Source organism: Saccharicrinis sp. 156, from assembly GCF_050589685.1.
Lineage (GTDB): Bacteria > Bacteroidota > Bacteroidia > Bacteroidales > Marinilabiliaceae > Saccharicrinis.
In genome coordinates, this window is the sequence record NZ_JBNGOS010000009.1 from 120,421 (window position 1) to 147,309 (window position 26,889).

General features: G+C 39.5%; 13 protein-coding genes. 11 read left to right on the plus strand and 2 right to left on the minus strand.

Annotated features, from left to right (window positions below; all coding sequences use genetic code 11):
• Positions 1-33 precede the first annotated feature (33 nt).
• Positions 34-2,205 carry a beta-xylosidase gene (locus ACRD64_RS07315; protein ID WP_430932624.1) on the plus strand — a complete coding sequence of 724 codons (2,172 nt, stop codon included), beginning with the start codon at positions 34-36 and terminating at the stop codon, positions 2,203-2,205.
• Positions 2,206-2,375: 170 nt separating this feature from the next.
• Positions 2,376-5,096: a family 78 glycoside hydrolase catalytic domain gene (locus ACRD64_RS07320; RefSeq protein WP_430932625.1), complete on the plus strand. Its 2,721-nt coding sequence runs from the start codon at positions 2,376-2,378 to the stop codon at positions 5,094-5,096.
• Positions 5,097-5,151: 55 nt separating this feature from the next.
• Here ACRD64_RS07320 and ACRD64_RS07325 read toward each other — a convergent pair whose 3' ends face one another.
• A complete protein-coding gene (locus tag ACRD64_RS07325) occupies positions 5,152-6,030 on the minus strand; it encodes an AraC family transcriptional regulator (RefSeq protein WP_430932626.1) in 879 nt (292 codons plus the stop codon).
• A gap of 132 nt (positions 6,031-6,162) precedes the next feature.
• Between ACRD64_RS07325 and ACRD64_RS07330 the strand changes: the two genes are divergently transcribed.
• The 7 genes from ACRD64_RS07330 (at position 6,163) to ACRD64_RS07360 (ending at position 17,315) form a co-directional block, all read left to right on the plus strand.
• Positions 6,163-7,263, plus strand: coding sequence for an L-rhamnose/proton symporter RhaT (locus ACRD64_RS07330; RefSeq protein ID WP_430932627.1), 1,101 nt, complete (start codon positions 6,163-6,165; stop codon positions 7,261-7,263).
• Positions 7,264-7,458: 195 nt separating this feature from the next.
• Positions 7,459-8,724 carry an L-rhamnose isomerase gene (locus tag ACRD64_RS07335; RefSeq protein WP_430932628.1) on the plus strand — a complete coding sequence of 422 codons (1,266 nt, stop codon included), beginning with the start codon at positions 7,459-7,461 and terminating at the stop codon, positions 8,722-8,724.
• A gap of 147 nt (positions 8,725-8,871) precedes the next feature.
• Positions 8,872-9,990: a class II aldolase/adducin family protein gene (locus tag ACRD64_RS07340; protein WP_430932629.1), complete on the plus strand. Its 1,119-nt coding sequence runs from the start codon at positions 8,872-8,874 to the stop codon at positions 9,988-9,990.
• Positions 9,990-11,369 (plus strand): FGGY-family carbohydrate kinase, encoded by a 1,380-nt coding sequence (locus ACRD64_RS07345; RefSeq protein ID WP_430932630.1) that lies wholly within the window; start codon positions 9,990-9,992, stop codon positions 11,367-11,369. Before ACRD64_RS07340 ends, ACRD64_RS07345 begins: the two co-directional genes overlap by 1 nt.
• Before the next feature lie 61 nt (positions 11,370-11,430).
• Complete coding sequence (locus ACRD64_RS07350; RefSeq protein WP_430932632.1) at positions 11,431-12,585, plus strand: iron-containing alcohol dehydrogenase; 1,155 nt, start codon at positions 11,431-11,433, stop codon at positions 12,583-12,585.
• 168 nt (positions 12,586-12,753) lie between these two features.
• Positions 12,754-14,052, plus strand: coding sequence for a class II aldolase/adducin family protein (locus ACRD64_RS07355; protein ID WP_430932633.1), 1,299 nt, complete (start codon positions 12,754-12,756; stop codon positions 14,050-14,052).
• 1,121 nt (positions 14,053-15,173) lie between these two features.
• A complete protein-coding gene (locus tag ACRD64_RS07360) occupies positions 15,174-17,315 on the plus strand; it encodes a TIM-barrel domain-containing protein (RefSeq protein WP_430932634.1) in 2,142 nt (713 codons plus the stop codon).
• A 77-nt stretch (positions 17,316-17,392) separates the two neighbouring features.
• Here the strand turns inward: ACRD64_RS07360 and ACRD64_RS07365 are convergent, their stop codons facing one another.
• Complete coding sequence (locus tag ACRD64_RS07365; protein WP_430932635.1) at positions 17,393-19,888, minus strand: glycoside hydrolase family 2 TIM barrel-domain containing protein; 2,496 nt, start codon at positions 19,886-19,888, stop codon at positions 17,393-17,395.
• 331 nt (positions 19,889-20,219) lie between these two features.
• Here ACRD64_RS07365 and ACRD64_RS07370 point away from each other — a divergent pair, with 331 nt between their 5' ends.
• Both ACRD64_RS07370 and ACRD64_RS07375 read left to right on the plus strand, forming a co-directional pair.
• Entirely contained in the window at positions 20,220-22,403 is a 2,184-nt protein-coding gene (locus ACRD64_RS07370; RefSeq protein WP_430932636.1) for a glycoside hydrolase family 3 C-terminal domain-containing protein, read from the plus strand.
• Between the two features lie 162 nt (positions 22,404-22,565).
• On the plus strand, positions 22,566-26,744 hold the full coding sequence (locus tag ACRD64_RS07375; protein ID WP_430932638.1) for a two-component regulator propeller domain-containing protein: 4,179 nt from the start codon (positions 22,566-22,568) through the stop codon (positions 26,742-26,744).
• The last annotated feature ends 145 nt before the right edge of the window (positions 26,745-26,889 follow it).

A 26,889-nucleotide genomic window follows, 5' to 3' on the forward strand; every position in this document is an offset into this window, starting at 1 on the left:
AATAGAGATTGAATAATATTTAAATACAGAACAATGAAAAAAGGTATAATTTTTTTGACGGCAGTTATCCTATTCACAGGATGTCAACAAAAGCAAACAAAGCAGTTGAGCAAAAAAGATGCAGAAATTGCAGTTAAAGTTGAGAAGCTTTTAAGCCAAATGACCTTAGAAGAAAAAATAGCCGAGATGACCCAGGATGCACCTGCCAATGACAGGTTGGACATTCCTGTTATGAAATATGGAGAAGCATTACATGGATTATGGCTTGTTCTTGACTATTATGGGAATACTACTGTTTATCCGCAAGCCGTAGCCTGTGCTTCAACTTGGGAACCTGAGCTCATCAAAAAAATGGCTTCTCAAACGGCGCTGGAAGCCCGTGCTTTAGGTGTTACTCATTGTTACTCTCCTAATTTGGATGTTTATGCAGGAGACGCTCGCTATGGTCGTGTTGAAGAATCTTATGGTGAAGACCCTTATTTGGTTTCACGAATGGGAGTTTCATTTATCCAGGGTTTACAAGGTACAGGTGATGAGCAATTTGATGAAAACCATGTTATTGCAACGGCCAAACATTTTGTCGGATATCCTGAAAACCGCCGAGGTATAAATGGTGGATTTAGCGATATGTCTGAGCGTCGTTTACGTGAGGTTTACCTTCCATCGTTTGAGGCGGCTGTAAAGGAAGCACAGGTAGGTTCCGTTATGCCGGGTCATCAAGACTTCAACGGCGTTCCATGTCATATGAATACCTGGTTATTAAAGGATATCTTACGAGATGAGCTTGGTTTCGACGGTTTTATTGTTTCTGATAATAATGATGTAGGTAGATTAGAGACCATGCATTTTATTCCTGAAACCAGAACAAAAGCGGCTATCTTAGGATTAAAAGCGGGTGTAGATATGGACCTGGTAATTGGTAAAAATGTTGAACTGGCAACATATCACTCAAATATATTGAAAGATACGGTAGAGCAGGATCCTTCATTAATGAAGTATATCGACAAAGCCACATCACGTATTTTGACCGCAAAATATAAATTAGGGTTGTTTGATACAGAACAAATAGAGATTGACGAGGAAACTGTAAATGCTGGTCGTGAAGAACATCGTGAGTTTGCATTGGAAATAGCGGAAAAATCTATTATCATGCTGAAAAATGATAACAATCTCTTACCTCTTGATCTATCAAAAATCAAATCTTTAGCTGTTATTGGACCTAACGCCCACGAAGAAAAACCTAAAAAAGGAACCTATAAACTATTGGGAGGATATTCAGGATTACCTCCATACTACGTTTCAGTTTTAGATGGTTTAAAGAAAAAAGTAGGTAAAAAAGTAAAAATAAACTACGCCAAAGGCTGCGATATTGATAGTTTTTCAAAAGAAGGATTTTCTGCAGCTGTATCTGCTGCAAAAAAGTCGGATGCAGTTGTTTTAGTTGTGGGTAGCTCTCATAAAACGTGTGGTGAAGGTGGAGACCGTTCTGATCTTGATTTGTATGGCGTTCAAAATGAATTGGTAGAGTTGATTCATAAAACAGGTAAACCTGTTATTGTTGTTTTAATCAATGGTCGTCCATTAAGTATAAATTACATCGCCGAAAATATCCCATCTGTGCTTGAGACATGGTATGGAGGTATGCGAGCAGGTGATGCTGTTGCCAATGTTATTTTTGGTGATGTAAACCCAGGTGGTAAACTGACAATGTCTTTTCCTCGCTCGGTTGGACAGGTACCTGTAACATATCTGGAACGTCCTGATTTTATTGGTTCGGGTAAAGGGTTATATCGATTTAGTGATAAGTCTCCATTATTCGCATTCGGTTATGGATTGAGTTATACAACTTTTGAGTATGGAACACCAAGGTTAGTAAAGTCGGCTATTAAGGTAGGTGATGCCACAACAGTATCGGTAGATGTTACCAATACAGGTAAACGGGCAGGTGACGAAGTAGTCCAAATGTATGTGAGAGATGACTATGCTTCTGTAGGCCGTTATCTTAAAATGTTAAAAGGATTTGAACGTATCAACCTTAAACCAGGCGAAACCAAAACAGTAGAGTTTAAATTAAACCCGGAAAATCTGGCTGTTTTAACGCAGGACATGAAAAAAGTAGTTGAGCCCGGTACTTTTACAATTTCGATAGGTACTTCATCAAGGACAGAAGATTTAAAGACAGTAAAATTAAGGGTAATCGAATAAGTTAAAATGTCTGGAACTATATATCTTAGTTGCCCCTATGATTTGATATGTCTGGATATTACCGCAGAATACGTATAGTTAGCCTATTGACCTATCCATAGCGTATTCTGTGGTTTGTTTTTTAGTTATTTGGATTATAAAATGCACCTAGTGTCTTAAAAATATTAACAATGAAATATATTGTAAAAGAGCTTGCTGTAACTATTTTGCTGGGTATGTTTGTTACATCTGTTTCTGCTAAAGTAAAAGTGGGTGAAACAGTTTGTGAGTACCACATTAATCCAATTGGGATAGATGTGTTAAAGCCCAGGCTTAGCTGGAAAATGTTTTCGGATAAGCAAAATGTAACGCAGTCTGCTTATGAAATAAGAGTAGCTGAATGTGAATCTAATCTTATTAAGGGAGATAAAATAACCTGGAGCACTGGCAAGGTCTTAAGTGACGAATCGGTAAGTGTTGAATACGCAGGTCCAGCATTAAAATCATCACAAAGAGTTTATTGGCAGGTTCGTGTTTGGGATAACAACGGGAAAGTGAGTGACTGGAGTAGGCCTGCTTATTGGGAAATGGGCATTATGTCATCTGATGAGTGGAAAGCGAAATGGATAACCAAAAATGAAAATAAGTCAAGTAAGTCACTTCCCGCTCAATATTACAGAAATGAATTTTCAACATCAAAAGAGGTGAGTTCTGCTCGTGCTTACGTAACCTCCTTGGGTTTGTACCAATTGTTTTTGAACGGAAAAAAAGTAGGCGACCAATTATTTACGCCGGGTTTTACCAGTTACAAAAAACGTTTGCAATATCAGGTTTATGAGGTCACAGGTATGCTTCAAAAAGAAAATGCCATTGGAGCGATGGTGGGTGATGGATGGTATCGTGGGTATCTGGGATGGGATGGCGATAAAGCGTATTATGGCGACCAGCTTTCATTGTTGGTTCAGTTAAAGGTGAATTACAAAGATGGAACAAGTGAACTGATAACCACCGATGAAAACTGGAAAGTTTCGTATGGGGCTATTCAGGAATCGGACATATACAATGGTGAAAAATACGATGCTACCCAAGAAATGGATGGCTGGGCTGACAGGGGGTTTAATGATGATGACTGGGAAACAGTAGAGCTTATTGATCATACAAAAGATATTTTGGTTGCATCAAATGGTCTGCAGGTTCGAGCTATTGAAGAACTTAGACCCATTGAAATAATTACTACGCCTAAAGGAGAAACAGTTCTTGACCTGGGTCAGAATATGGTAGGATGGGTTCGTCTGAAAGTAAATGGTGAAAGAGGAGACAAAGTAACGCTTCAGTTTGCAGAGGTGTTGGATAAAGAGGGAAATTTCTTTACTAAAAACTTACGTTCCGCCGAGGCTACAGATTCCTATACCTTAAAGGGAGGAGGTGAAGAGGTTTATGAGCCTCATTTTACTTTTCATGGTTTCCGCTTTGTAAAATTAGTTGATTATCCGGGTGTGGTAACTAAGGATGCTGTTACAGGAATTGTAATTCATTCTGATATGAAGCAAACGGGTAATTTCTCATGCTCTAACCCTTTGATTAACCAGTTGCAAAGCAATATTCTTTGGGGGCAGAGGGATAATTTCTTGGATATTCCAACGGATTGCCCTCAGCGTGATGAGCGTGTGGGTTGGACTGGTGATACGCAGGCCTTTAGTATGACAGCTTCTTATAATTTTGGAGTAGCTCCGTTTTATGACAAATGGTTGAAAGATTTATCGGCAGACCAGCAACCGAACGGTGAAGTTCCAAATATTATTCCTGATATGTGGAATAATAAATTTGGAGGTTGTGCCGGTTGGGCAGATGCAGCCCTTATTGTGCCCTGGACAGTTTATAAAGCATATGGAGATAAGCGTATTTTAGAGCAGCAATATTCAAGCATGAAAGCCTGGGTTCAGTATGTCAAGAAAAATGCAGGTGATGATTATATATGGAACCAAAGACGCCATCAATGGGGAGATTGGTTGAGTTATAATACCGATAAACCTGGCTATCCGGGGGCTTATACCGAAACTGATTTAGTAGCGACAGCTTATTATTGTTATTCAACTTCGCTTTTAGCTAAAATTGCAAGGGTATTAGGAAAAAATGAAGAGGCAAAGGAGTACGAAGAATTAGTAAAAAAGATAAAGGCTGCTTTTGCTAAGGAATATATCACTCCTAATGGTCGTTTGGTCTCGCATACACAAACAGCTTATGCTTTAGCCATCACTTTTGATTTAATCCCGGATGAACTTAAAGAAAAAGCTGCTCACTATTTTGCTGAGGATGTGAAAAAGTTCAAACATTTAACAACTGGCTTTTTAGGAACGCCCATATTAAATAGTAGCTTGTCTGCCATTGGTCGCGACGATTTGGCTTTTATGTTGCTAAACCGTAAAGAGTATCCGGGTTGGTTATATCCTGTTACGCAAGGGGCTACAACCATTTGGGAACGTTGGGATACACAAAAGCCAGATGGTACTATCATTGATGGTATGAATAGCTTTAATCATTATGCTTATGGAGCCATTGGAGAATGGTTGTATAGTTACGTAGCAGGTATTAGTATCGATGAAAATAATCCGGGATATAAACATATTTTATTTCACCCACATCCAGGTGGTGGATTAACAAACGTTATGTATGAGCTTAACACCATGTACGGAGAAGCTAAATCAGCCTGGGAAATTAAAGGAGAGCAATTTATTTATGAAGTTGTTATTCCTGCTAATTCAACAGGAACTGTGACTTTGCCTAATGCCAAAGGGAAGCCGGTAATGGTTAACTCAAAGCCCATTAAAACAATGGTTAAAACAGATATCACTGAATCAGCAGGTGCTTTAAAGTTGACGTTGGGATCGGGTTCCTACAAGTTTGTTTACTAAAATTTCATCTACATATATTTAATGGAGAGGTTGTTAGTCTTCGGATTAGCAACCTTTATTTTTTTATTACGGTACCTCTCAATTCTGTAGGATTTTGTCCAACTTTTTTCTTGAATAGACGACTGAAATAATGGATACTCTGAAAGCCCAGTTCATAGCTTATTTCCTTTATGTTTTTATCGGAAGTAAGGATGAGTTCTTTGGCTCTCATAATCTTTAAATCCAAGTGATATTGATGTGGTGAGATGCCTGTGTACTTTTTAAACATCTTTCTAAAATAGGAGTATCCTATACAGTTCTCTTCCGATAGTCTTTGAAGGTCTACTTCTCCCTCAATATGTTCGCGCATATGAAAACGTGCTTCCTGAATCAGTTTCTCGATAGGTCTGCCGGTAAAGTTTCTTTGTTTTTGCCAGGCTACTATATAACCTAACAATTTGATGATAAGACCTGCCGCAATATGCTGGTTGCCCGGATCCTCGTTTTTAATGAGTTCAAATATTTTATAATAGGTATCAATAAAATCTTCACGCACACCACAGTTGATAACAGATTGTCCTTGAAGGATTTGGTTTTCCTGAAGAAAATGTTGCGCCAGCTTTCCATCAAAACCAATATAGTGTTCTAGCCAACCCTGGTTTTTGTTAGGTCTGTATCTGTGCCATTCATCTTTTCGTATAATCATTAATGAACCAGCTTTAACGATAAATTTCCCTCTTTCGTTTTCCAGCACTCCTGATCCTTCTGTTATAAAGTTAATTTGGTATTCTGGCAAAGTACGGCCATTATTCCAGGTAAAGTAATACCCACTTGGGTGTTCCGGCGAAGGGTAGGTAATTCCGGCAGGAATAGTTGATTTTCCGGCAACATTTAAATATAAGCCCCAATTTTTGTCTTCTTCACTGGCTGTTATATATTTAAAAAAATCTTTCATTGTTAGTCCAAAAAGTGCAAATCAAACGCCATTTTGTGTATTGTAAGTGCGTGTGTATCTATATATTTTTGTATCAAATAAGTTTTTAAACAGAGATAAAAGTATTCATTTTATTATACTAAAAACAAAAATATGCAAGCATTATTAGGAATTATTTTTCATTCATTGGGTGGGGCGTCATCAGGAAGCTGGTATATGCCATATAACCTTGTAAAAAAATGGCGTTGGGAAATTTACTGGATAGTAGGAGGTCTTTTTTCGTGGTTAATAATGCCATACATAGCAACAGCACTAACTTCTCCCGGATGGCTGGATATTTTGTCAGCCACAGACTCGTCAACAGTTCGCCTTACCTATATCTTAGGTGTATTGTGGGGCATAGGCGGCCTGACTTATGGTTTGGGAATCCGTTATTTGGGCATGTCTTTGGGTAATTCGGTATTACTGGGGATAACATCGTTGGTAGGGTCTCTGGGCTTACCTATTCTCCGTAATATAGGTAGTCTGGGCGAAATTCTGCCGGAAGGAGATTCTTTTACCGATATGCTCTCAACAACCAGTGGACAAATCGTTTTGCTCGGGATACTTGTACTTATGGTTGGGATTGTTTTATGTGGCAAGGCCGGCCTGATGAAAGATAAGGAACTTGCAGACGTAAAAGAGGGTGTAAACAGTGAATTTAAACTTACTACAGGTTTAATAATTGCTGCGATTTCGGGCATATTGAGTGCTTTTTTTAGCTTTGGAATAGATGCTGGAAAAGAGATGGGTGAAGCCGTTCGAGAAATAGCAGTTACTAATGACTTCTCTTTTGTAAGCGATGGTAAATATTTGTTTGAGAACAATATTATCTTTTTGGTAATCCTTTGGGGTGGTTTAACAACCAATCTCATTTGGACAGTTGCCCTGATTCTTAAAAATAAAACGGGTGGCGATTTTGTCGACACCAAAACTCCATTGTTAAAGAATTACCTTTTTTGTGCATTGGCAGGTACAACATGGTTTTTGCAGTTCTTCTTTTATGGTATGGGAGAGACAAAGATTGGTAATGGCGCCAGTTCATGGATATTACACATGTCCACAATTATCCTTACAGCCAACTTTTGGGGTTTCTATCGTAAGGAATGGGCAGGCGTTTCTAAAAAAACCAAAACCACGATTTTGCTCGGAATTGGTCTGATCCTGTTATCGGTAATAATTATGGGTATTGCCAAGACCGATTTCGCCCACTAAAAAGTATCCAATAAATCGAGGGGCCTTATTATGCACTTAAATCAAGGGCAGAAGGGGGAATACATCAAGAGATATAACGAGATATGGCCGGAACTATATCAGTTGTTAAAAAGAGCGGGGTGAATGATTATTCAATCTTTCTGGTGCGTTAGTAAAAGTATTTTAATTAAAACAAACAGTATAATTCAACATAAAATGGCAAGTAAAGAAATGATTACAAAGGCCTATGAGTTGGCCAAAGAGCAGTATGCAGCGTTAGGAGTAGATACCGAAGCGGTATTGAAGAAAATCAATGACATTAAAATCAGTCTTCACTGTTGGCAAACGGATGATGTATCAGGTACCGAGAACCCGGATGGACAGCTTTCCGGTGGTATTCAGGCTACAGGTAATTATCCCGGTAAGGCCCGTAATGCTGCTGAAATTATGGCTGACCTGGAGAAAGTGATGTCCATGCTTCCGGGAAAACAGCGTGTTAACGTACATGCCTTATATGGTGATTTCTCCGAAGGTATGGTTGATCGTGATGAAATTAGCGTGAAGCAGTTTCAGGGATGGATAGATTGGTGTAAAGAGCAAGGTATTGGTATGGACTTTAACGGTTCATTCTTCTCACACCCTAAAGCGGATAGCGGTTTTACTTTGTCTTCTAAAAACGAAGAAATTCGTAAATTCTGGGTAGAGCACCTGAAACGTTCTCGCGAAATCGCTGCCGAAGTAGGCAAGCAATTAGGTACTCCATGTGTTTTGAATACCTGGATTCCCGATGGATCAAAAGATACACCAATCGATCGTAACGGAATGCGTGCCCAATTAACCAAGTCGCTTGACGAAGGAATGGCACAAGATTTCCCTAAGGAACACATGAAGGATGCCGTGGAAAGTAAAGTGTTTGGAATTGGAGCTGAGTCTATGACTGTTGGTTCACACGATTATTATTTAGGATATGCCATCAAAAACAACAAAATGATCTGTTTGGATAACGGTCACTTCCATCCAACAGAAGTAGTAGGTGATAAGATTTCATCTTGTCTTCAGTTTGTTGATGAAGTATTGCTGCACGTAACACGTCCAATCCGTTGGGATTCTGACCATGTTGTAACGCTTAACGAAGAGGTGCAGTTAATTGCTTCTGAAATTGTACGTAACGACTTTATTGATAGAGTAAACGTAGGTCTTGACTTTTTTGATGCTTCTATCAATCGCATTGGTGCTTATGTGGTAGGTACCCGTGCTGCCCAAAAAGCATTTATGATAGCCATGTTAGAACCTACTTCTACTTTAGTGAAATATGAAGAAAACGAGCAGAACTTTGAGCGTCTGGCTCTTCTTGAGGAGTTGAAAACAAAGCCATTTGGTGCGGTATGGGATTACTACTGTATGAAAGAAGGAGTTGCTGTAGGTGAGGATTATATCGCTGAAATACAAGCTTACGAAAAAGAAGTATTGTTAAAACGATAAGTTATATATAAGGCAGGTTGAAGAATTGTACTTGTTTGCCCAAGTCATTCTTCACCTGCCTTTTTTAATACAATGGCAGGTATGCCGATACCCTTAATGTCATGTTTGTCATTCTCCTAAAAATCAGTGTATCTAAGTAATTTAAAAATGGATAAAAATATTGATCGATTAATAAAAATATCCCAAACCTTCGGGAAAAACCCTGATTATATCATTGCCGGAGGCGGAAACAGTTCCTATAAGGATGAGGATAGAATGTGGGTAAAAGCCAGTGGGACTTCCATGGCCGATATCGATGAGAACGGATTTGTATGTTTGGATAGGAACAAGATGCAAGTGTTGTCTGAGAAAACCTATAGCGACGATGCAACGGCACGAGAGCAGGAGGTAAAACAGGATTTGCAGAATGCTATTTTATTTCCTGAAGGAAAAAGGCCGTCGGTTGAGGCCAGCATGCACGAGGTTATTCAGTATGCATTTATTATGCATACGCACCCAACCCTCGTAAACGGGGTCTTGTGTGCCAAAAAATCCAAAGAAATGATTGAGGACCTGTTCGGGGACGATGTGGTGTATGTACCCTATACCGATCCCGGTTATGTGTTGTTTAAAGAGGTCGTTAACGCTTTGCTAAAATACAAAGACAAAAAAGCTAAAGAAGCCCAAATTATCTTCCTGGAAAACCATGGGGTGTTTGTGGGGGCCGATAGCTGTGAGGAAATAGAAAAGATCTATACTGAGATAGAAGAGAAGTTAAAAAGCAAGGCTTCTTCCTGTCCGCCCGATTCGGGCAAGGGCGACAATGAAGCGTTGTTGAAGCTGGCCGGACAAATAGAGTTAAATGGAGAGGAGAGCAAAGTTTATGCAGCTGTTGATGACAGTGAGCTAACCAAATCATTTGTTAAGGATGCCAATAGCTTTGCCAGTGTAAGTGTTCCTTTTACACCGGATAATATCGTGTATTGCAAATCGAAATATTTGTTGGTTACAGATAAGGATGATGTGAATGCCAGGATTGCTTCTTTTAAGAAGGAGTGTGGATATAACCCAAAGGTAATTGCATTGGAAGGAAAGGGACTGGTATGTATCGAAGAGAACATGAAATCGGCAAAGATTGTATTAGATGTGTACAAGGATATGATGAAAGTGAGTTATTTATCTGAATCGTTCGGGGGGCCGCGCCCTATGACCCAACAACAAATCGATTTTATTGATAATTGGGAAGTGGAGAATTATAGAAGAAAAATATCTAAAGAAAGTAAGTAATGAGTGCGACTAAAGTTATAGCGGTATTTGATATTGGTAAAACAAATAAAAAGATTTTGTTATTCGATCAGAATCTTAAAGTGGCTTATCAACATGAGCAAAAATTCGAAACCTCAGTCGATGAAGATGGTTTTGAGTGCGATGATATCAAGCTGATACAGGATTGGATGGTAGATACCCTGAGTTCTATTATAGACGAAGGGAAGTTTGATATTCAGGGCATTAACTTTTCGACCTATGGGGCATCATTGGCCTTTTTAAATAAAGAGGGTGAACTATTAACACCTATTTATAACTATTTAAAGGAGGTAAATTCTGATATTCAAGAGACTTTATTTTCAAAGCATGGCGGAGTAAATGAGTTTTGTCGTCAAACGGCTAGTCCTGCCTTAGGTTTGTTGCTGAATTCCGGTATTCAAACACTTTGGTTGAAAAAGGAGAAGAAAGAGATTTGGGACAAAGTGCATGATGTGCTTCACTTCCCTCAGTACCTTTCATATGTATTGACGGGTAAAATATCTTCAGAACCAACCTCTATCGGTTGTCATACCTTTATGTGGGATTTTGATAACATGCAATACCACCCATGGGTTAAAGAAGAAGGGGTTGGCCTTCCCGAGCCGGTCAATAACGACACCGTTTATACTTGTACCATAAAAAGTAAAGAAATAAAAACCGGGGTGGGTATCCATGATAGTTCAGCTTCCCTGGTTCCTTATCTTGCTAATTCGAAAGATAAATTTATCCTGGTTTCAACAGGGACCTGGTGCATCAGCATGAATCCTTATAATGACGAACCATTAACTGCTGACCAACTAAAAAATGATTGTTTGTGTTTTTTAACACCTCAAAAACAACAGGTGAAGTCGTCACGTTTGTTCATGGGTTATTTTCATGAGAAATTAGTTGAAAAGCTAAACGCCTATTTTACAACAGATGCTAATTATTTCAAATCGGTAAGTTATCAGCCAGACCTTATAGAAACCTTGAATAAAGAATTCAGCGATAGTAAAGTCTTCTTCCCGGAAGGAATAGCTGGTTTCGATAAAGGATTGGATATGATAGATTTGTCAGTATTCCATTCGTTCAATCAGGCCTATACACGTATGGTGATGGAACTAACGGATTTGTGTATAGCTTCTATTGATTTAATTATCCCTGCCGACGATAAAACGGAAATATTATACGTTTCGGGAGGATTTGCCCGAAACCCTATATATATCAAGCTCTTGTCGGATCATTATGCCAATAAGAAGGTGTTTACTTCCGAAATTGATAATGCCAGTGCACTGGGAGCCGCTTTAGTTATTGCTGACAACCTGCATGGTTTTGAAAGCAGTAATATAGATTTGACAAAAGATACAAAAACTCTAACTTAGTGTGAAGCGCGTTAATTTAAACGGACTACACTCTTCACACTAAATTAATAAACAAAATAAAATGAACGCATCAAGAAAAATTTATTTGCCCCCATTGAGTATTGTGGGGCCTGACTCTTTAAAAGAATTAGAAGAAGAGTTTAAGTCAAGAGGGTTCAACAAAGCCTTATTAGTAACGGACAGCATGTTACTGGAAATTGGTTTGGCCAAGGAAGTAGAAAGCATTATGGAGGCTGCCGGTTTAGATTATGTAGTATATAGTGATGTTAAACAAAACCCAACTGTTGAGAATGTAAACAAAGGTTTAGAGGTGCTTAAAGGGAACGGTTGCGACTGTATCGTTACTTTAGGCGGCGGATCACCTCAGGACTGTGGTAAAGCCATTGGTATTTTAGCAAGCAATGGTGGGGCTATCGAAGATTATGAAGGAATTCATGTTTCAAAAAAGAAGTCTTTACCAATTATTGCGATCAATACTACAGCAGGTACGGCCAGTGAAATTACCATCAACTACGTGATTACTGACGAGAAACGTAAGGTAAAGATGGTGATGGTAGATAAAAACTGTTTGGTGGATATTGCCGTTAACGATCCTTTGTTGATGTTAAACAAACCTGCGGCATTAACTGCAGCTACCGGTATGGATGCATTAACGCATGCCATTGAGGCTTATGTTACCTTAGGTGCTTACGAATGGTCTGACACACTTGCCATAAAAGCCGTTAAGCTGATTGGGGAGAGTTTAAGAGATGCTGTAAAAGACGGTAAAAATGTGGAGGCCAGAAGTAAAATGGCCTGGGGGCAGTTTATTGCAGGACAGGCATTCTCGAATTGTGGGTTAGGTTATGTTCACTCAATGGCTCACCAGCTTGGAGGTTTGTACAATCTGCCTCACGGTGTATGTAATGCAGTTTTACTTCCCTACGTAGAGGAGTTTAACGCAGACGCATGTGGCGATAAGTTTAGGGATATTGCCGAGGCGTTGGGAGTAGATACTGCCGGAATGAGTACCGAAGAGGCAAATAAAGCTGCTATCAAGGCTATTAAAAAGCTATCTGCAGACGTTGGGATTCCAAGTGGGCTAAAGGAATTAGGCGTTGACGAAAAGGATTTTGAGTTAATGTCGAAAAACGCATTGTTAGATGTATGTGCCGGGGGTAACCCTAAAGAAGTAACGCTTGAGGATACAATTAGTATTTATAGAGCTGCGCTTTAATTTAAAAAAACGGATTTTTTAGAATTAGATTTTATGAACAATCAGGTATTGGATATTCAGGTAGTAATAACAGATATAACAGTATATTAAAGTGGTAATTGGAAAAGGGATACTGCTTTATAAGTTGAGAAATCCTGAATCTTGATACTTGACACTAAATTTTAGCAAATGAAACAACTAGATGTAGCGTTAATGCACCCCAAAGTGCAGATAACAAAAGTAATTAGCAGGATTTATAAAAATGGAATGACAACCACCTCAGGTGGCAATATTTCCATTAAAGACGAGAATGGTGATATCTGGGTAACGCCATCTGCCATCGATAAGGGCACATTAACGGAAAAGGATATCATTTGTGTGAAAAAAGATGGAACCATCATTGGAGATCATAAACCTTCATCCGAGTTTCCGTTTCATAAAGCCATTTATGATGTGCGCCCTGAGATTAAGGCTGTGATTCATGCCCATCCGCCAGCCTTGGTCTCGTTTAGTATTGTAAGGGATATCCCTAATACCAATGTTATACCGCAGGCTAAGCAAATTTGTAGAGAAATTGGTTATGCGCCATATGAGTTGCCAGGCAGTCAGGAGTTGGGGGACAATATCGCTGCGCAGTTCAAAGGCAGTGATATCATGGCGGTGATTATGGAAAACCATGGAACCGTATTGGGTGGTTCCGATATGATGGATGCCTACACAAGATTCGAGACCTTAGAGTTTTGTGCCAGAACCATTATCAATGCGAAAACAATAGGAGAGCCTGTGTATCTAACGGATGAACAAATCAACAAGTTTGATTCGCAAATCCCACATGGTTTTGCTAAAAACGATGAGGTAACCTATCCACCGGAAGAACGTGAAATCCGTCAGGATATTTGTAACATAGTTCGACGTGCCTGCGACCAGGGGTTGATGATTAGTTCGTACGGCACGGTATCTGTTCGCTGGAAGGATAATGACTTTTTGGTAACACCTCCCAATGTTGCCCGATGGGATATTATGCCCCAGGATATTGTTCAAATAAAAGGAGGCAAGGCAGAACCGGGAAAAACACCTAGTCGCTCAGTGGCTCTGCACCAAAAAATTTATGAGTTAAACCCTCATATTAATTCTATCATACTTACACAGCCTCCTTATTTAATGGCTTATGGCACAACAGGGGTTAAGTTTGATGTAAGAACCATTCCTGAAAGTTGGATATTCCTACAGGATGTACCTCTTCTCCCATTTGGTACCTATTTTGAAGGAGACTTAAAAATTCCGGAGTTGTTAAGTGAATCCGTGCCTTCCGTTTTGATCGCAAACGATTCATTTTTAGTTACGGGAGATAAATTGCTGCAAACCTTCGATAGGCTGGAAGTTGCAGAATTCAGCGCCAAGTCGCTGGTTATGGGAGCCCCATTGGGCAAGTTGTTCCCGATCAACGATGAGCAGGTAGAGGCCTTGAGAAAGAAGTTTTTAGGGTAAATATTGCTAAATGTTTATTGTAGTTTGTAAAGGTGGGCTAATAGGCTCACCTTTTTTTGAGTTAAATTATTTCATGCACTGAAAAACAGTCTCACATGACGAGTGATTAACTAAAGTTCTAATTATTAATACGCCGATTTCAGATGCCCTGGGAACAGATTGATATGATATTAATTTAGACTCGGAGATGGTCGCTGCATACTTTTATTATCAGTAGGCGTGAGCAGAGTTATCAAGCTAACAGCCATGGAAGAAGTAATAGTGAAGCGTACAATTGTAGAGGATATTTTGATGAGGAAGGTAACCTATTCATTGTTCGCCAAAGTAATACGGTAGCTAAAGATCAGAAGGTTGATGTTAAAGTTGATTATACATACAATTACACAATTGATGGAAGCGAAGATGCCGATAACGTTGCTGTCCATATTGAGTATGTGGCAGTATCAAGTGAAGAATATGATTTAGTTGCCTATGGAATAGCTGTTGATTTAAGTGGTTCTCTGGCAGTAAATGGGATGACGATTGAAGAAGAAGTGCGTAATTAACACAAGGGGTATTGTTTACTAGTTAGTGATTTAATAAAGGGATTAATGTTATGTTATGATGATTTCCAAATAACATCGAAGAAACAATTCATTTTCTGTTTAATGATTCAATTAAACACACGCGAAAAGGAGACAACATTCTCCCTTCTTTTTTCAGGTTTCAAAAATTAAAAACATCCATCTGCCAAATATTACTCTCTTCCGGCCATACAAACTCTTTAAACCCGCCATGTGCATTAGAGATCCTGTTACGCAATCCAACCACTTCAAAACGAGTCGTTGCACTGAGTTCAACACACCGGATCGGTGCTCCTGAAAGTAATCGGGACAAGTAATGCCTCGTTTCAGTAATGCCTTGTTTTATTGTACTTGCAATGCTCATGACGAACCTCCAATACATAATCCGGGTTCAACCTGAACATATTACTAGTTGTTCATCCCAAATAATAAATCTTAGTTGTTTACTAAGACATTGTGAAAACAAACAAGAATAAAATTTTAATTCATAGATGAAAGTTGTAAATTAAGCAATGCTATTAATTGTTTGTTGGTACTAGTATAACCTTATTTAAAGACATGAAAATAAAAAGTATTGTACTATCCTTGCTGTTGGTAGTAGCGGTAATGAGCGGGGTTTGCGCTCAGAATATTGAATTATTGATCAAGGATGATGTGGCTATGTTTTATCCGGAAAACTTTGATGCCATGAGTCATCTTCCTTCTTTTGCTTTACTAGAAGAGCCCCAGGTTATTGGGGAACTGCCTTCGGAATGGAAAACGAAAGTCGAATTTTACCAATCTTCAAACAGAAGTTATGCCCAGGTATCAGTCGGGGAGAATGTCGATTTATATGGTACGGGAGAAGTCACGGGAGAATTGCTGCGTAATGGAACTACCAGGACTTTGTACAATACGGACAATTTTGTTTATGAACGCTTTCACGGTTTAAGATTGTACCAATCACATCCCTGGGTATTGGGGGTTAGGGACGACGGTTCTGCTTTTGGGGTATTGGCCGATAATACCTGGCGCCAGGAAATTTCATTGGGAACGGAGATTGTGTTCTCGGCGGAAAGCACACCGTTTAGGGTTTTCGTAATTGAAAAAGAAACTCCACAGGAAGTAGTAAAAGAGCTTGCCGAACTGACGGGCAAAATGGAGCTTCCACCGCTGTGGAGCCTGGGTTATCAGCAATGCAGATGGTCGTATTATCCTGACACCAGAGTTAAAGAGATTGCAGATACTTTTCGTATAAAAAAGATACCATGTGATGTGATTTGGATGGACATTCATTACATGGATGCGTATAAAGTGTTTACATTTTCACCGGATCGTTTCCCTAATCCGACGGAAACTAATAGGTATTTGCACAATAAAGGTTTTAAATCCATATGGATGATTGATCCGGGAGTGAAGTACGAAGAAGGTTATAGTGTTTACGATTCGGGTAAAGAACTGGATGTATGGATCAAAACTAAAGATAGTGTTGATTTTAAAGGAGTGGTATGGCCGGGAGAATGTGTCTTTCCTGATTTTACCCAGACCAAAACCAACAAGTGGTGGTCGGGGCTATACAAGGATTACATGGCAACGGGAATAGATGGTGTTTGGAACGATATGAACGAGCCCGCAGTGTTTGGGACACCAACTTTTACCATGCCCGCGGATAACATACATTTGGGAAGTGAGGTATTACAAAAAAACATGCACCTGAGATATCACAATGTGTACGGTATGATGATGGTTAAAGCTTCCCGGGAGGGAATTCTGGCTGCCAATCCCAAAAAAAGACCGTTTGTTCTTACGCGTTCTAATTTCTTGGGGGGTCAGCGTTATGCGGCAACATGGACCGGGGATAATGAGTCCAGTTGGGAGCATTTAAAAATGTCTATACCCATGAGCCTTAATCTAGGGCTTTCAGGTCAGCCCTTTAACGGGCCGGATATTGGCGGTTTTGAGGGGAATGCCACGCCTGAGTTGTTTGGGCATTGGATTGCTCTGGGCACTTTTTACCCTTTCTCGAGAGGGCATTCCATTGAAGGTTCCAAACCACATGAGCCATGGGCTTTCGGAGAAGAAATAGAAAATGTGTCGCGCAAAGCAATTGAAAGAAGGTATCGTTTGTTGCCCTACCTGTATACCCAGTTCTACGAATCTTCAAAAACCGGAATGCCTGTAATGCAACCGGCTTTTTTTGCCGATGTTCGAGATCTTAACCTTAGGGGGGAAGACGAGGCTTTTTTATTTGGCCCGGATTTATTTATTGTTCCCAAGTGGGCAGATGAGGTAAGCATGCCGAAGGGAGATTGGAAATTGATTTCAATTATTGGTGAGGATAGTTCAAAAGACCAATATTTGCCCGATGTAATGATTCGTCCCGGAGCCATTGTTCCGTTGGGTAAGGTCATTCAAAACACCACACAGTATTCAATAAAAAATTTGGAATTGATGATATATCTGGATGAAAATAATAAGGCATTGGGAAAGGTATATTACGATGAAGGAGAGGGGTTCAAATACAAAAACGGAAAGTACATCTATCTGACCATAGAAGCTGTTAATAAAGATAATAAGGTGAGTATTAAAGTTGTTGATGCAGAAGGGAAAGGATCATTTGATAACGTGCTTACATCAATTCAGGTTCTGTTGGGGGATCAGATTTACAAAGTTAAAGGAAACCTGATGAAGGGCATTACTTTTAGCGTGATAGATATCTAAGCGTTAAATCCAAAAAGCACCTAAAACATAAGTCTTTGGTGCTTTTTTATTATTGGGAAATAGAAAATGTTAAGTTTTTATTTGGCAGAAGTAAGGGTAATCACCTTGTCTTGCAATCCGGCAGAACTTGCCTTGATATTTATTTTACCATTTTTTTTGCCCGATTTAACAATGACTAAACAAAATCCGTTAAATAGTTTGATCTTATCAGCTTGCAAGGGTTCAAGAGACGCAGGGTTTCCGTTGCCTACAGCAGCAATACTTCCGGCTCCGTCGATACTAAACTGAATGTGGTTATCTGCCAATAAGCAAGGATTTCCATCTCTATCCTCTACAGAAACAGTAATAAATGATAAATCTTTTCCGTCAGCGAAGATTTCAGATCTATCGGCTACCATCCTTATTTGATATGGATCGTTTGATGTTTTAATTTCTTTCATCGCAGCTTCCATGCCTTCTTTATAGGCGACTACTTTGATGGAGCCCGGATGGTAAGGTACTTTCCACGATAATCGGTATTTCGACATATAAGTCCCTTTTTCAAAAAAGTGGAATTCCGCTGGAATAGGAGTCATGTCTACACCTTTTATCTTTTTACCCATTGATTTTCCATTAACCAAAAGCTCTACCTCGTCGCAGTTGGTATATGCAATTACCGGAATAGTATCTCCTTCCATACCTTCCCAATTCCAATGCGGGAGTACATGAACCATAGGTTCTGTAGTCCACTGGCTTTGGTATAGGTAATATCTGTCTTTGGGGAATCCACATAAGTCAACAGGGGCAAAGTACGAAGAATGCGAAGGCCAGTTGTCGTTCCAATATCCGTGTGTTGAGTTATCACGTCCTCCGTAAGGTGTAGGTTCTCCCAAATAGTCAAAACCAGTCCACATAAATTCCCCCAACGATTGGGTTACTTTTTCCTGTTGTTCAAATTCTACATCGGGTGGGTATGCCCAGGGTGGTCCAACAATGGCATCATAACTCGAAACCTGGTTCGTTTCCTTTTGGGGCATAGCGTCAATTGGTAAGTGGTAAACACCACGACTACTTGTTTGTGAGGATGTTTCCGATCCGTAAACAATGTAGTTTGGATTCATATCCATCACTTCCTGATAATTTAATGGCCAGTAGTTTAAACCTATAATGTCAATATAATCGGCCAGTTTATTTTTAAACGGAGCAGGATAATAATTAAACCCGGCAGTTGTTGGACGCGTCGGGTCTTCGTTGTGACATATGTCCGTTAAGCGTTTGGCGATCTTCCAACCATCTTGGCGCCCTTGCTCCAGAATTTCGTTTCCAATACTCCACATAAACACGCAAGGGTGGTTTCTATCGCGCTTAATCATATCACGCAAATCTTTTTCGTGCCACTTTTTAAAGTACTTGTTATATCCATTCGGGACTTTGCCAATTTCCCATTCATCGAAAGCCTCCACCTGAACAACAATACCTAATTTATCGCAAATTTCAAGTAATTCGGGAGATGGTGGGTTGTGGCTGGTACGAAGGGCATTTACCCCCATGCTTTTCATAATTTCCATCTGGCGCTCTTTGGCTCGGTAATTAATAGCTGCGCCCAAAGGACCTAAATCGTGGTGCATACAAACACCTTTCAGTTTAACGGTTTTTCCGTTGAGCATAAAACCATTCTCGGTAGAAAAGGAAATTTCCCTTATGCCAAATGTTGTTTCGTATCGGTCTATAGTTTTAGCGTCTACTTTTATATATGAAACAGCTTTATATAGGTTTGGAACGTTAATGTCCCAAAGTTCCGGATTTACAACCTCTACATTTTGCTGTACGGTACCTGTTTTTCCCGATTGAATTACGATGTCTGAGTTAAGAGTTTGTAACAAAGCTCCGTTTGGTGCATAAATTTTGGTGGTTAATACAGCCGACTTCTCTACTCCATTTCCGTTGGCAATATATGTTTCAATGTTTACAGATGCTTTTTCTGAACTTACCTTAGGTGTAGTTATGTAGGTGCCATATTGCTCAAAGTGTAACCTGTTGTTAATCTTTAATCTTACATTACGGTAAATGCCGGCGCCGGTGTACCAACGTGCAGCCAAATCTTCTGGTTTTAGTTTTACGGCAATAATATTTTCCTCGCCAAACTTTACAAATGGTGTTATATCAATTTCAAATCCGATATAACCGTAGGGTCTATGGCCTGCAAATGCTCCGTTAACCCATACCTGGGCATTGTTCATCGCCCCATCAAATTCCACGGAAACCAGCTTCCCTTCTTGCTCTTTGTTGATTTTAAAATGTTTCCTATACCAACCGGTTCCGTGCACAGGAAGCCCACCGGTGCGTGCATTGTACTTGCTGTCGAATGGGCCTTCAATAGCCCAGTCATGCGGGAGTTGCAAATTTCTCCATTCGCTATCATCAAAATCGCTTTTTTCAGCATGTTCAGCTTCACCCTTAAAAAATAGCCAATTCTCGTTAAAACTGGTGTCCTCCACAAAATTACTTTGGCTGCAGCCAATCAACAATAAAAAAACGGGAAGGCTAAAAAAACACAACAATCTTATTCGGTTCGGGTCATTATTTTTTTTCATGGCTTATTTTAATATGGGATTTTTGTATCAGTAAAATTATAGTTAGCTCATCTGATTTACGAAAAATATAATAGTTTTAAGAGGGGAGTAATTATTATTATAGAATGGTTCAGAACTTAATTATTGTACCCCCTTATTAAAGATCTTGTCATAAAGCTTGTGGGGTGTAATAGGCTGAAAGTCAGGTTGTGTTGTAAGGAGCATAAAGCGAGAGTGAAATTTTAAAGGAATTTACCCCTCACATAAAGTCTAAAAATTGCATATTTGAGATGGGCATTTTTGCTATGTTTGACCTACTTTTGTGTCAGGATAAATTCATGAAAAATACAAAATGAAGAATCTTATATTAATATTGTTATTCACCGTTTCAGTGTCGGGATTAGCCCAGGAAAATGGTTTTAAATGGGAAGATTATACCTTACCTGCCGAAGAGCGAATTGATGCCATGATTGAAGCGATGACCCTGGAAGAAAAAACCAGCCAGTTGTTGGATCAGAGCAAAGCTATTCCCAGGTTAAATATACCTGAATATAACTGGTGGAATGAGTGCCTGCATGGGGTTGCCCGCAACGGTAGGGCTACTGTTTTTCCACAAGCCATTGGATTGGCTGCAACTTTCGATCCGGAACTGATACAAAAAGTTTCTACCGCTATCTCGGATGAGGCCAGGGCGAAATTTAATATTGCCATTAAAAACGAAAACCGTTCCAGATATGCGGGTCTTACTTTTTGGACGCCTAATATCAATATTTTCCGTGACCCTCGCTGGGGCAGAGGTCAGGAGACTTACGGAGAAGATCCATACCTGACGTCTCAAATAGGTATCGCATTCGTAAAAGGTTTGCAAGGGAATGATGGAAAATACCTGAAGGCTGCGGCTTGTGCCAAACATTATGCAGTTCATTCGGGCCCTGAAGAGTTGCGCCACGAATTTGATGCCATCGTGTCGCCGCGTGATTTATATGAGACCTATCTGCCGGCATTTGAGGCTTTGGTGAAAGAAGCGGATGTGGAGATAGTCATGGGAGCATACAACCGCGTACTCGGAGAACCTGCCTGTGGCAGCCCTTTTTTATTACAAAAAATCTTACGTCAAAAGTGGGGTTTTAATGGACATATTGTTTCCGACTGCGGGGCCATATCCGATTTCCATTTGTACCATAAAGTAACTAATGATGCGGCCGAATCAGCGGCTTTGGCTATCAATAGTGGTGTTGATGTGAATTGTGGAAATACGTACAAACAGCTGGTTGAAGCAGTTAAAAGAGGATTGGTTGTGGAAGATACCATTGACGCCAGGTTACGATCATTATTGCGTACCCGCTTCAAGTTGGGTCTGTTTGATCCTGTTGAACTAAACCCTTTTAATAAGGTAGGTGAAGAAGTTATTTGTAGCGATAAACATAGTGCTTTAGCTTTGGAGGCGGCTCGTAAGTCCTTGGTGTTGTTGACCAATAAAAATGATGTGTTGCCGCTGGATCCCAATATTAAAAATTTGTACGTCACAGGTCCGCAGGCTAATAATAGCGAGGTGCTATTGGGCAACTATTACGGAATGAGCAACCGTTTGGTAAATATTCTTGAAGGGGTAACAGCAGCGGTTGGTGCAGGAACCACCATAAATTACAAACAAGGCTGCCTAGCCTATCGCAAAAATGTAAATCCGATGGATTGGACTACGGGTGAAGCAAAAGCTTCTGATGCCATCATTGCCGTACTTGGGATTACTGGGGCTTTGGAAGGAGAAGAGGGCGAGGCGATAGCTTCCGATACAAAAGGAGATAGATTAAATCCGTATCTTCCTCAAAACCAAATTGAATTTTTAAGGAAACTTCGTAAAAACAATAAAAAGCCTATCGTGGTGGTAATGACCGGAGGTAGCCCTATGGTGATCCCTGAAGTAGAGGAATTGGCTGATGCGATACTTTGGGCCTGGTATCCGGGTCAGGAGGGAGGTACTGCAGTCGCTGACGTTCTCTTTGGTAAGGTATCTCCATCAGGCCGTTTGCCATTGACTTTTTTGAGATCGATCGATCAATTGCCGCCATACGAAGATTATAATATGAAAGGTCGTACCTATAAGTTTATGGAAGATGATCCGTTGTTTCCGTTTGGGTTTGGTTTGAGTTATACCAGGTTTGCATATGAAAGAATGGAGTTAAGTGCCACAAAAGTAAAGAGAGGGGGATCTGTTACGGTGGAATGCGATGTTAAAAATATTGGAGACAGAGACGGAGAAGAAGTGGTACAGGTTTACTTGACTCAGCCTGGGGCAGGGACAACGGCACCTTTTAAGAAACTAATTGGATTTAAACGTGTGGTTATAAATAAAGGTCAATCCGCTCATGTTTCATTTGAAATAACACCTGATTTAATGAAGCAGATTGGCGAAGATGGGAAAGAGTGGCTGAAAAAAGGGGAATACGCCATTGTTATTGGCGGCTCGTCACCCGTTAAGAATATGAAAAGGCTAGGCATTACATCCCCGGTAAAGGCTAGTTTTATACTGAGATAATATCTTTGTTAGGAAATGATAATTTATAACTTTGCCCTGCTACCATTCGGTAGTGGGGAATTTTTATTATGGGCAGTTGTGTTTTAAATCTTTTCTCGCCGGAGGAGCTTAATTATTCCTTGAAATGATTATTTTTAGTCGAAGAATTAAAAAGTGTATTTTATGCGTGCTATTCTATTATCTATCCTAATTATCTTCTCACTATCCATTGGGGCTCAGTCCGATTTTGAAAGGCTAGATACCCATGATGGACTTTCCCAAAACGACATTAACTTTATTTTTCAGGACTCGAAAGGCTTTATGTGGTTTGGAACGGTTGACGGACTGAACCGATACGACGGGCTGAGCTTCGTTCATTACAAAATTACCACGTCAATGGAATATCCTATTGGGAGTAATTTGCCTTTTTGCATGGTGGAGGATGAAGAAGGCAATTTTTGGATTGGTACAACGGACAATGGTATTTGGTACCTTGATCGACGAAAAGAACAATTTCATCAGTTTCCGTTGGAGCATAAAGGGGTACGTTTATTGGCAGGTTTACATGTTAACGGTCTGTTTTTAAATTCGGATGGCTATTTATGGGTTTCATCCAAGGATGGAGTGAGTGTTGTTGATACAAAAAAGTTTAAAAAAGAGGAATATGATAGTAAGGTTTATGAGGCTGATATTAATGGTGGGGATGAGCGTGCCCGGAATTTGAGCGTCATAAACATGATCACGAAAGATAAAAACGGGGATGTCTGGATGTGCGGGTCAAAAGGGGTATTCAAAATAGATGGGAACGGCTATGATAATCTGAAACTAAATAAAATTAAATTGCCTTTTGCATCGGGAGGTTACTTAATAGTTGAAGTTGATAGTGGGTTTATTATTACAACCTATAGAGGTGTTTTTTATTATGGTGATGACCCAAATTCCAATAAAAAAATTGTAAAGAAATTGGAGGATAATTACTTCAATAGGTTTATTGCTACCAGTAAGGGTTCTTATTTTGGAGGAAATAGTAAAGGTCTTTATGAATACAAGTGGGACAATAACAACCTTGAGTTAACTTTGGAGAATCATTTTACCTACGAATTTAACAACATAAAAAGCCTTTCCACCAACAATGTATATGCGCTTTACGAGGACCGATCAGGTTTACTTTGGGTGGGTACCAATGGTGGTGGACTGAATAAACTGGATTTAAATGAAAAAAAATTCGATCATTATTATCAGACTTCAAATCAGGGAAGCCTGTCTCACAATAAAATAAGAGCCCTTCACGAGGATAAAAAGGGAAATCTCTGGATAGGTACCGAAGGGGGTGGTATTTCCTTTATTCATAAGGGGAAAGTAGGAGGGTATGAAACGGGTTTCGAACATATTAACGTGTCAGAAAATGTGGCGCAACAAAATAATGTTTACTGCTTTGCGAATGTGCCCGGGGATGACCATAAAGTAATTATCGGGACTGGTTACCCGGTTAAACTTGCGTTAGGAAAACCATTGCCTAATGGTAAGATAAGCCTGCAATATCTTCCGGAAATAGTTCATAATCCGGTGTTTAAAATCTTTATCGATGAAGATGATAATATATGGTTGGCCACGTATCAGGGTGGCGTTTATCGAATGGGGTATGACACCCAAACGCAAACGTTAGATGTATACAACCATTTAACCATGAATGGGAACCCTAAAACGTCTTTATCATCTAATGTGATCCGTAACATAATTGAAGATGAAAACGGAGATATTCTTATTGGTACCGATAATGGTTTAAATATTATCAGAAGTTCGGAAAAAAATAGAAAAAATCCATATGTACAAGTGGTTAAAAATAGATATAAAGACGCCAGTTCTTTGGCGCATAATTATATTTTGGCCATGTATTTAGACTCAAAACAACGTGTTTGGGTTGGTACAATGGGAGGGGGGCTTTGTTTGATGCATGATAATGGTGGCGATGATATCACTTTTAAGAGATACACCTCGGAACATGGCCTGCCCAATGATGTAATAAAAGCAATCGAAGAGGATGAAAAAGGTCAGTTATGGATATCCACCAATAAAGGATTAACGCGTTTTAATCCAAACACGGAAGAAATAAGAAACTATTCGGTATCGGATGGGTTGCAAGATAATGAGTTTAGCGAACTAGCTTCTTGTAAAAGAGCAAATGGAGAGTTTTTATTTGGTGGAGTGAGTGGCTTTAATAGTTTTTATCCCAATGAAATAACCGATAACCCTTATGCTTCTGATATTGAATTTACCAATCTCACCATCTTAAATGACCCTATATTACCCGGTGTTGCACGAAACGGTCATGTAGTTCTAGCACAGGAATTGCCATCCACCGACTCTTTGCGATTCCGTTATTCCGAAAATAGCTTTAGTGTTGGTTTTTCTGCGCTGCACTTTGTGGCTCCTGAAAAAATTAGATACAAATATATATTGGAAGGTTTTGATACGAACTGGAACGAAATTAAAAGTATGGAGCCTATAGCTAAATATACCAATATACCGCCTGGCAAATACGTGTTAAAAGTATTGGCTACTAATAACGACGGTATTTGGAACTCTGTGCCTGCCAGCTTGTTTATTGAAGTGATACCTCCGTTTTGGCAATCCTCATGGGCATTAATGCTGTACACTTTGCTCTTGTTTTTTATGCTGATGTTCTTTCGAAGATACTCTGTAATTGCTGTAACTCAAAAAAATGAGTTGATGATGGAGCACTTCAAAAAGGAGCAAATGGAAGAGTTGGTTCAATTAAAACTGCAATTCTTTACAAATATTTCGCACGAGTTCAGAACGCCATTAACATTAATACAAACCCCGCTCGAAAAATTGATGGAGAAAGGTGGGGAACTCGATGAAACATTTCGTCAAAAGAGTTACTCTCTGATGATGAAGAATATTTCAATACTCAATCGATTAATCAATCAATTGATGGAGTTTAGAAAGTTGGAAAGGGGTAGTATGCCTTTGGAAGTTACTAAAGGAAACCTTTACGATTTGGTTAAGGAGGTAGTGGATGCTTTCCGTGAAATTGCTCAATCAAAAAACATTCAGTTTGAGATGAAGAGTATGTATTCCATTGTCGAACTATGGTTCGATTCCGATAAAATTGAAAAAGTCCTTTTTAACTTATTATCCAATGCTTTTAAGTTTACGCGCTCCGAGGGGAAAGTCTCAGTAGAGGTGAGCGAAGAAGAAATGGACGGTCAGGAGTGGGTTAGGATTGATGTGATTGATAATGGGCCAGGCATAGATAGAGATAAGCTACCATTCCTTTTTAATCGATTTTATCAGGCTGGCAGTCATAAATTGTCAAAGGTGTCCGGCGCGGGTATTGGACTTTCATATGCTAAAAACCTGGTGACTTTGCATAAAGGCTTGTTACAGGTGACAAGCGAGCCGAATGTGCAGACAAAATTTTCTGTATTTCTTAAAAAAGGTAAGATGCACTTTGACACGGGTGATTTCTGTGAACAAACAGTTGGTGATCAACAGCGCAAGGTAAACCTAACACAGGAAGTGCATTTAGCAAATCAAATTGAAAAAACAGATACGAAAGTACTTGTTAACGAGGATAAACCAACTGTGTTAATAGTTGAAGATAATCATGATGTACAAGAATTACTAAAGGAAACGCTACAGGATGATTTTAATTGTATTCAGGGCTATAATGGTAATGAAGGTCTTGATTTAGCCATAAAGTATACTCCAAATCTAATTATCAGTGATGTGATGATGCCAGAAATGGATGGTTTTGAAATGTGTGAAAAAATAAAGATTGACGAAACCATATGTCATATCCCTATCATTTTGCTGACCGCAAAATCAACGGACAATGATAAAATTGCCGGTTTTGTTGGTGGAGCAGAAGCATACGTGTCAAAACCATTTAAAACGGATGTGTTGTTGGCTCAAATAAAATCGATATTAGAATCCCGCAATAAGGTAATTCAAAAGTTCTCAAAGAACTTAAACGTGGAACCCAAGGAAGTCACGTTTACGTCTATCGACGAAAAACTGATTGAGAGATTGTTGAAAGTAGTGGAGATAAACATTGGGAACCCTGAATTTACCGTAGTACAATTGGCAGACGAAGTAGGTATGAGTCAATCTATTCTTAACAAAAAGCTGAAAGCATTGGTTGGGCAAACCGCCAATGTGTTTATTCGTACAATTAGACTAAAAAGAGCTGCTCAACTGCTGAAACTTAACCGACATTCGGTGACTGACATTGTATACGAGGTAGGTTTTAACGATGTAAAGTATTTCAGAGAGTGTTTTCGTAAGCAATTCAATGTAACACCATCTGAGTATGCAAAGCAAAACAGTGAGCAGTAATCCGGTTATTGGTCATAGGATTATAGTCAATAGTAGCTCGGTAGTAAATAGAGTTGAGGAATGAGAGCAGCTGTAAGGTATACATGTCTTATGTTTTTTAAGCTCTTCGTTTAGCCTTGAGGTTGGGAAAAACACCCTGCCGGAG

Coding starts and splice junctions, on each gene's coding strand:
- ACRD64_RS07375 (WP_430932638.1), top strand. CDS start 22,566: ATGCGTGCTATTCTATTATCTATCCTAATTATCTTCTCACTATCCATT.
- ACRD64_RS07360 (WP_430932634.1), top strand. CDS start 15,174: ATGAAAATAAAAAGTATTGTACTATCCTTGCTGTTGGTAGTAGCGGTA.
- ACRD64_RS07350 (WP_430932632.1), top strand. CDS start 11,431: ATGAACGCATCAAGAAAAATTTATTTGCCCCCATTGAGTATTGTGGGG.
- ACRD64_RS07345 (WP_430932630.1), top strand. CDS start 9,990: ATGAGTGCGACTAAAGTTATAGCGGTATTTGATATTGGTAAAACAAAT.
- ACRD64_RS07325 (WP_430932626.1), bottom strand. CDS start 6,030: ATGAAAGATTTTTTTAAATATATAACAGCCAGTGAAGAAGACAAAAAT.
- ACRD64_RS07340 (WP_430932629.1), top strand. CDS start 8,872: ATGGATAAAAATATTGATCGATTAATAAAAATATCCCAAACCTTCGGG.
- ACRD64_RS07355 (WP_430932633.1), top strand. CDS start 12,754: ATGAAACAACTAGATGTAGCGTTAATGCACCCCAAAGTGCAGATAACA.
- ACRD64_RS07330 (WP_430932627.1), top strand. CDS start 6,163: ATGCAAGCATTATTAGGAATTATTTTTCATTCATTGGGTGGGGCGTCA.
- ACRD64_RS07315 (WP_430932624.1), top strand. CDS start 34: ATGAAAAAAGGTATAATTTTTTTGACGGCAGTTATCCTATTCACAGGA.
- ACRD64_RS07320 (WP_430932625.1), top strand. CDS start 2,376: ATGAAATATATTGTAAAAGAGCTTGCTGTAACTATTTTGCTGGGTATG.
- ACRD64_RS07365 (WP_430932635.1), bottom strand. CDS start 19,888: ATGAAAAAAAATAATGACCCGAACCGAATAAGATTGTTGTGTTTTTTT.
- ACRD64_RS07370 (WP_430932636.1), top strand. CDS start 20,220: ATGAAGAATCTTATATTAATATTGTTATTCACCGTTTCAGTGTCGGGA.
- ACRD64_RS07335 (WP_430932628.1), top strand. CDS start 7,459: ATGGCAAGTAAAGAAATGATTACAAAGGCCTATGAGTTGGCCAAAGAG.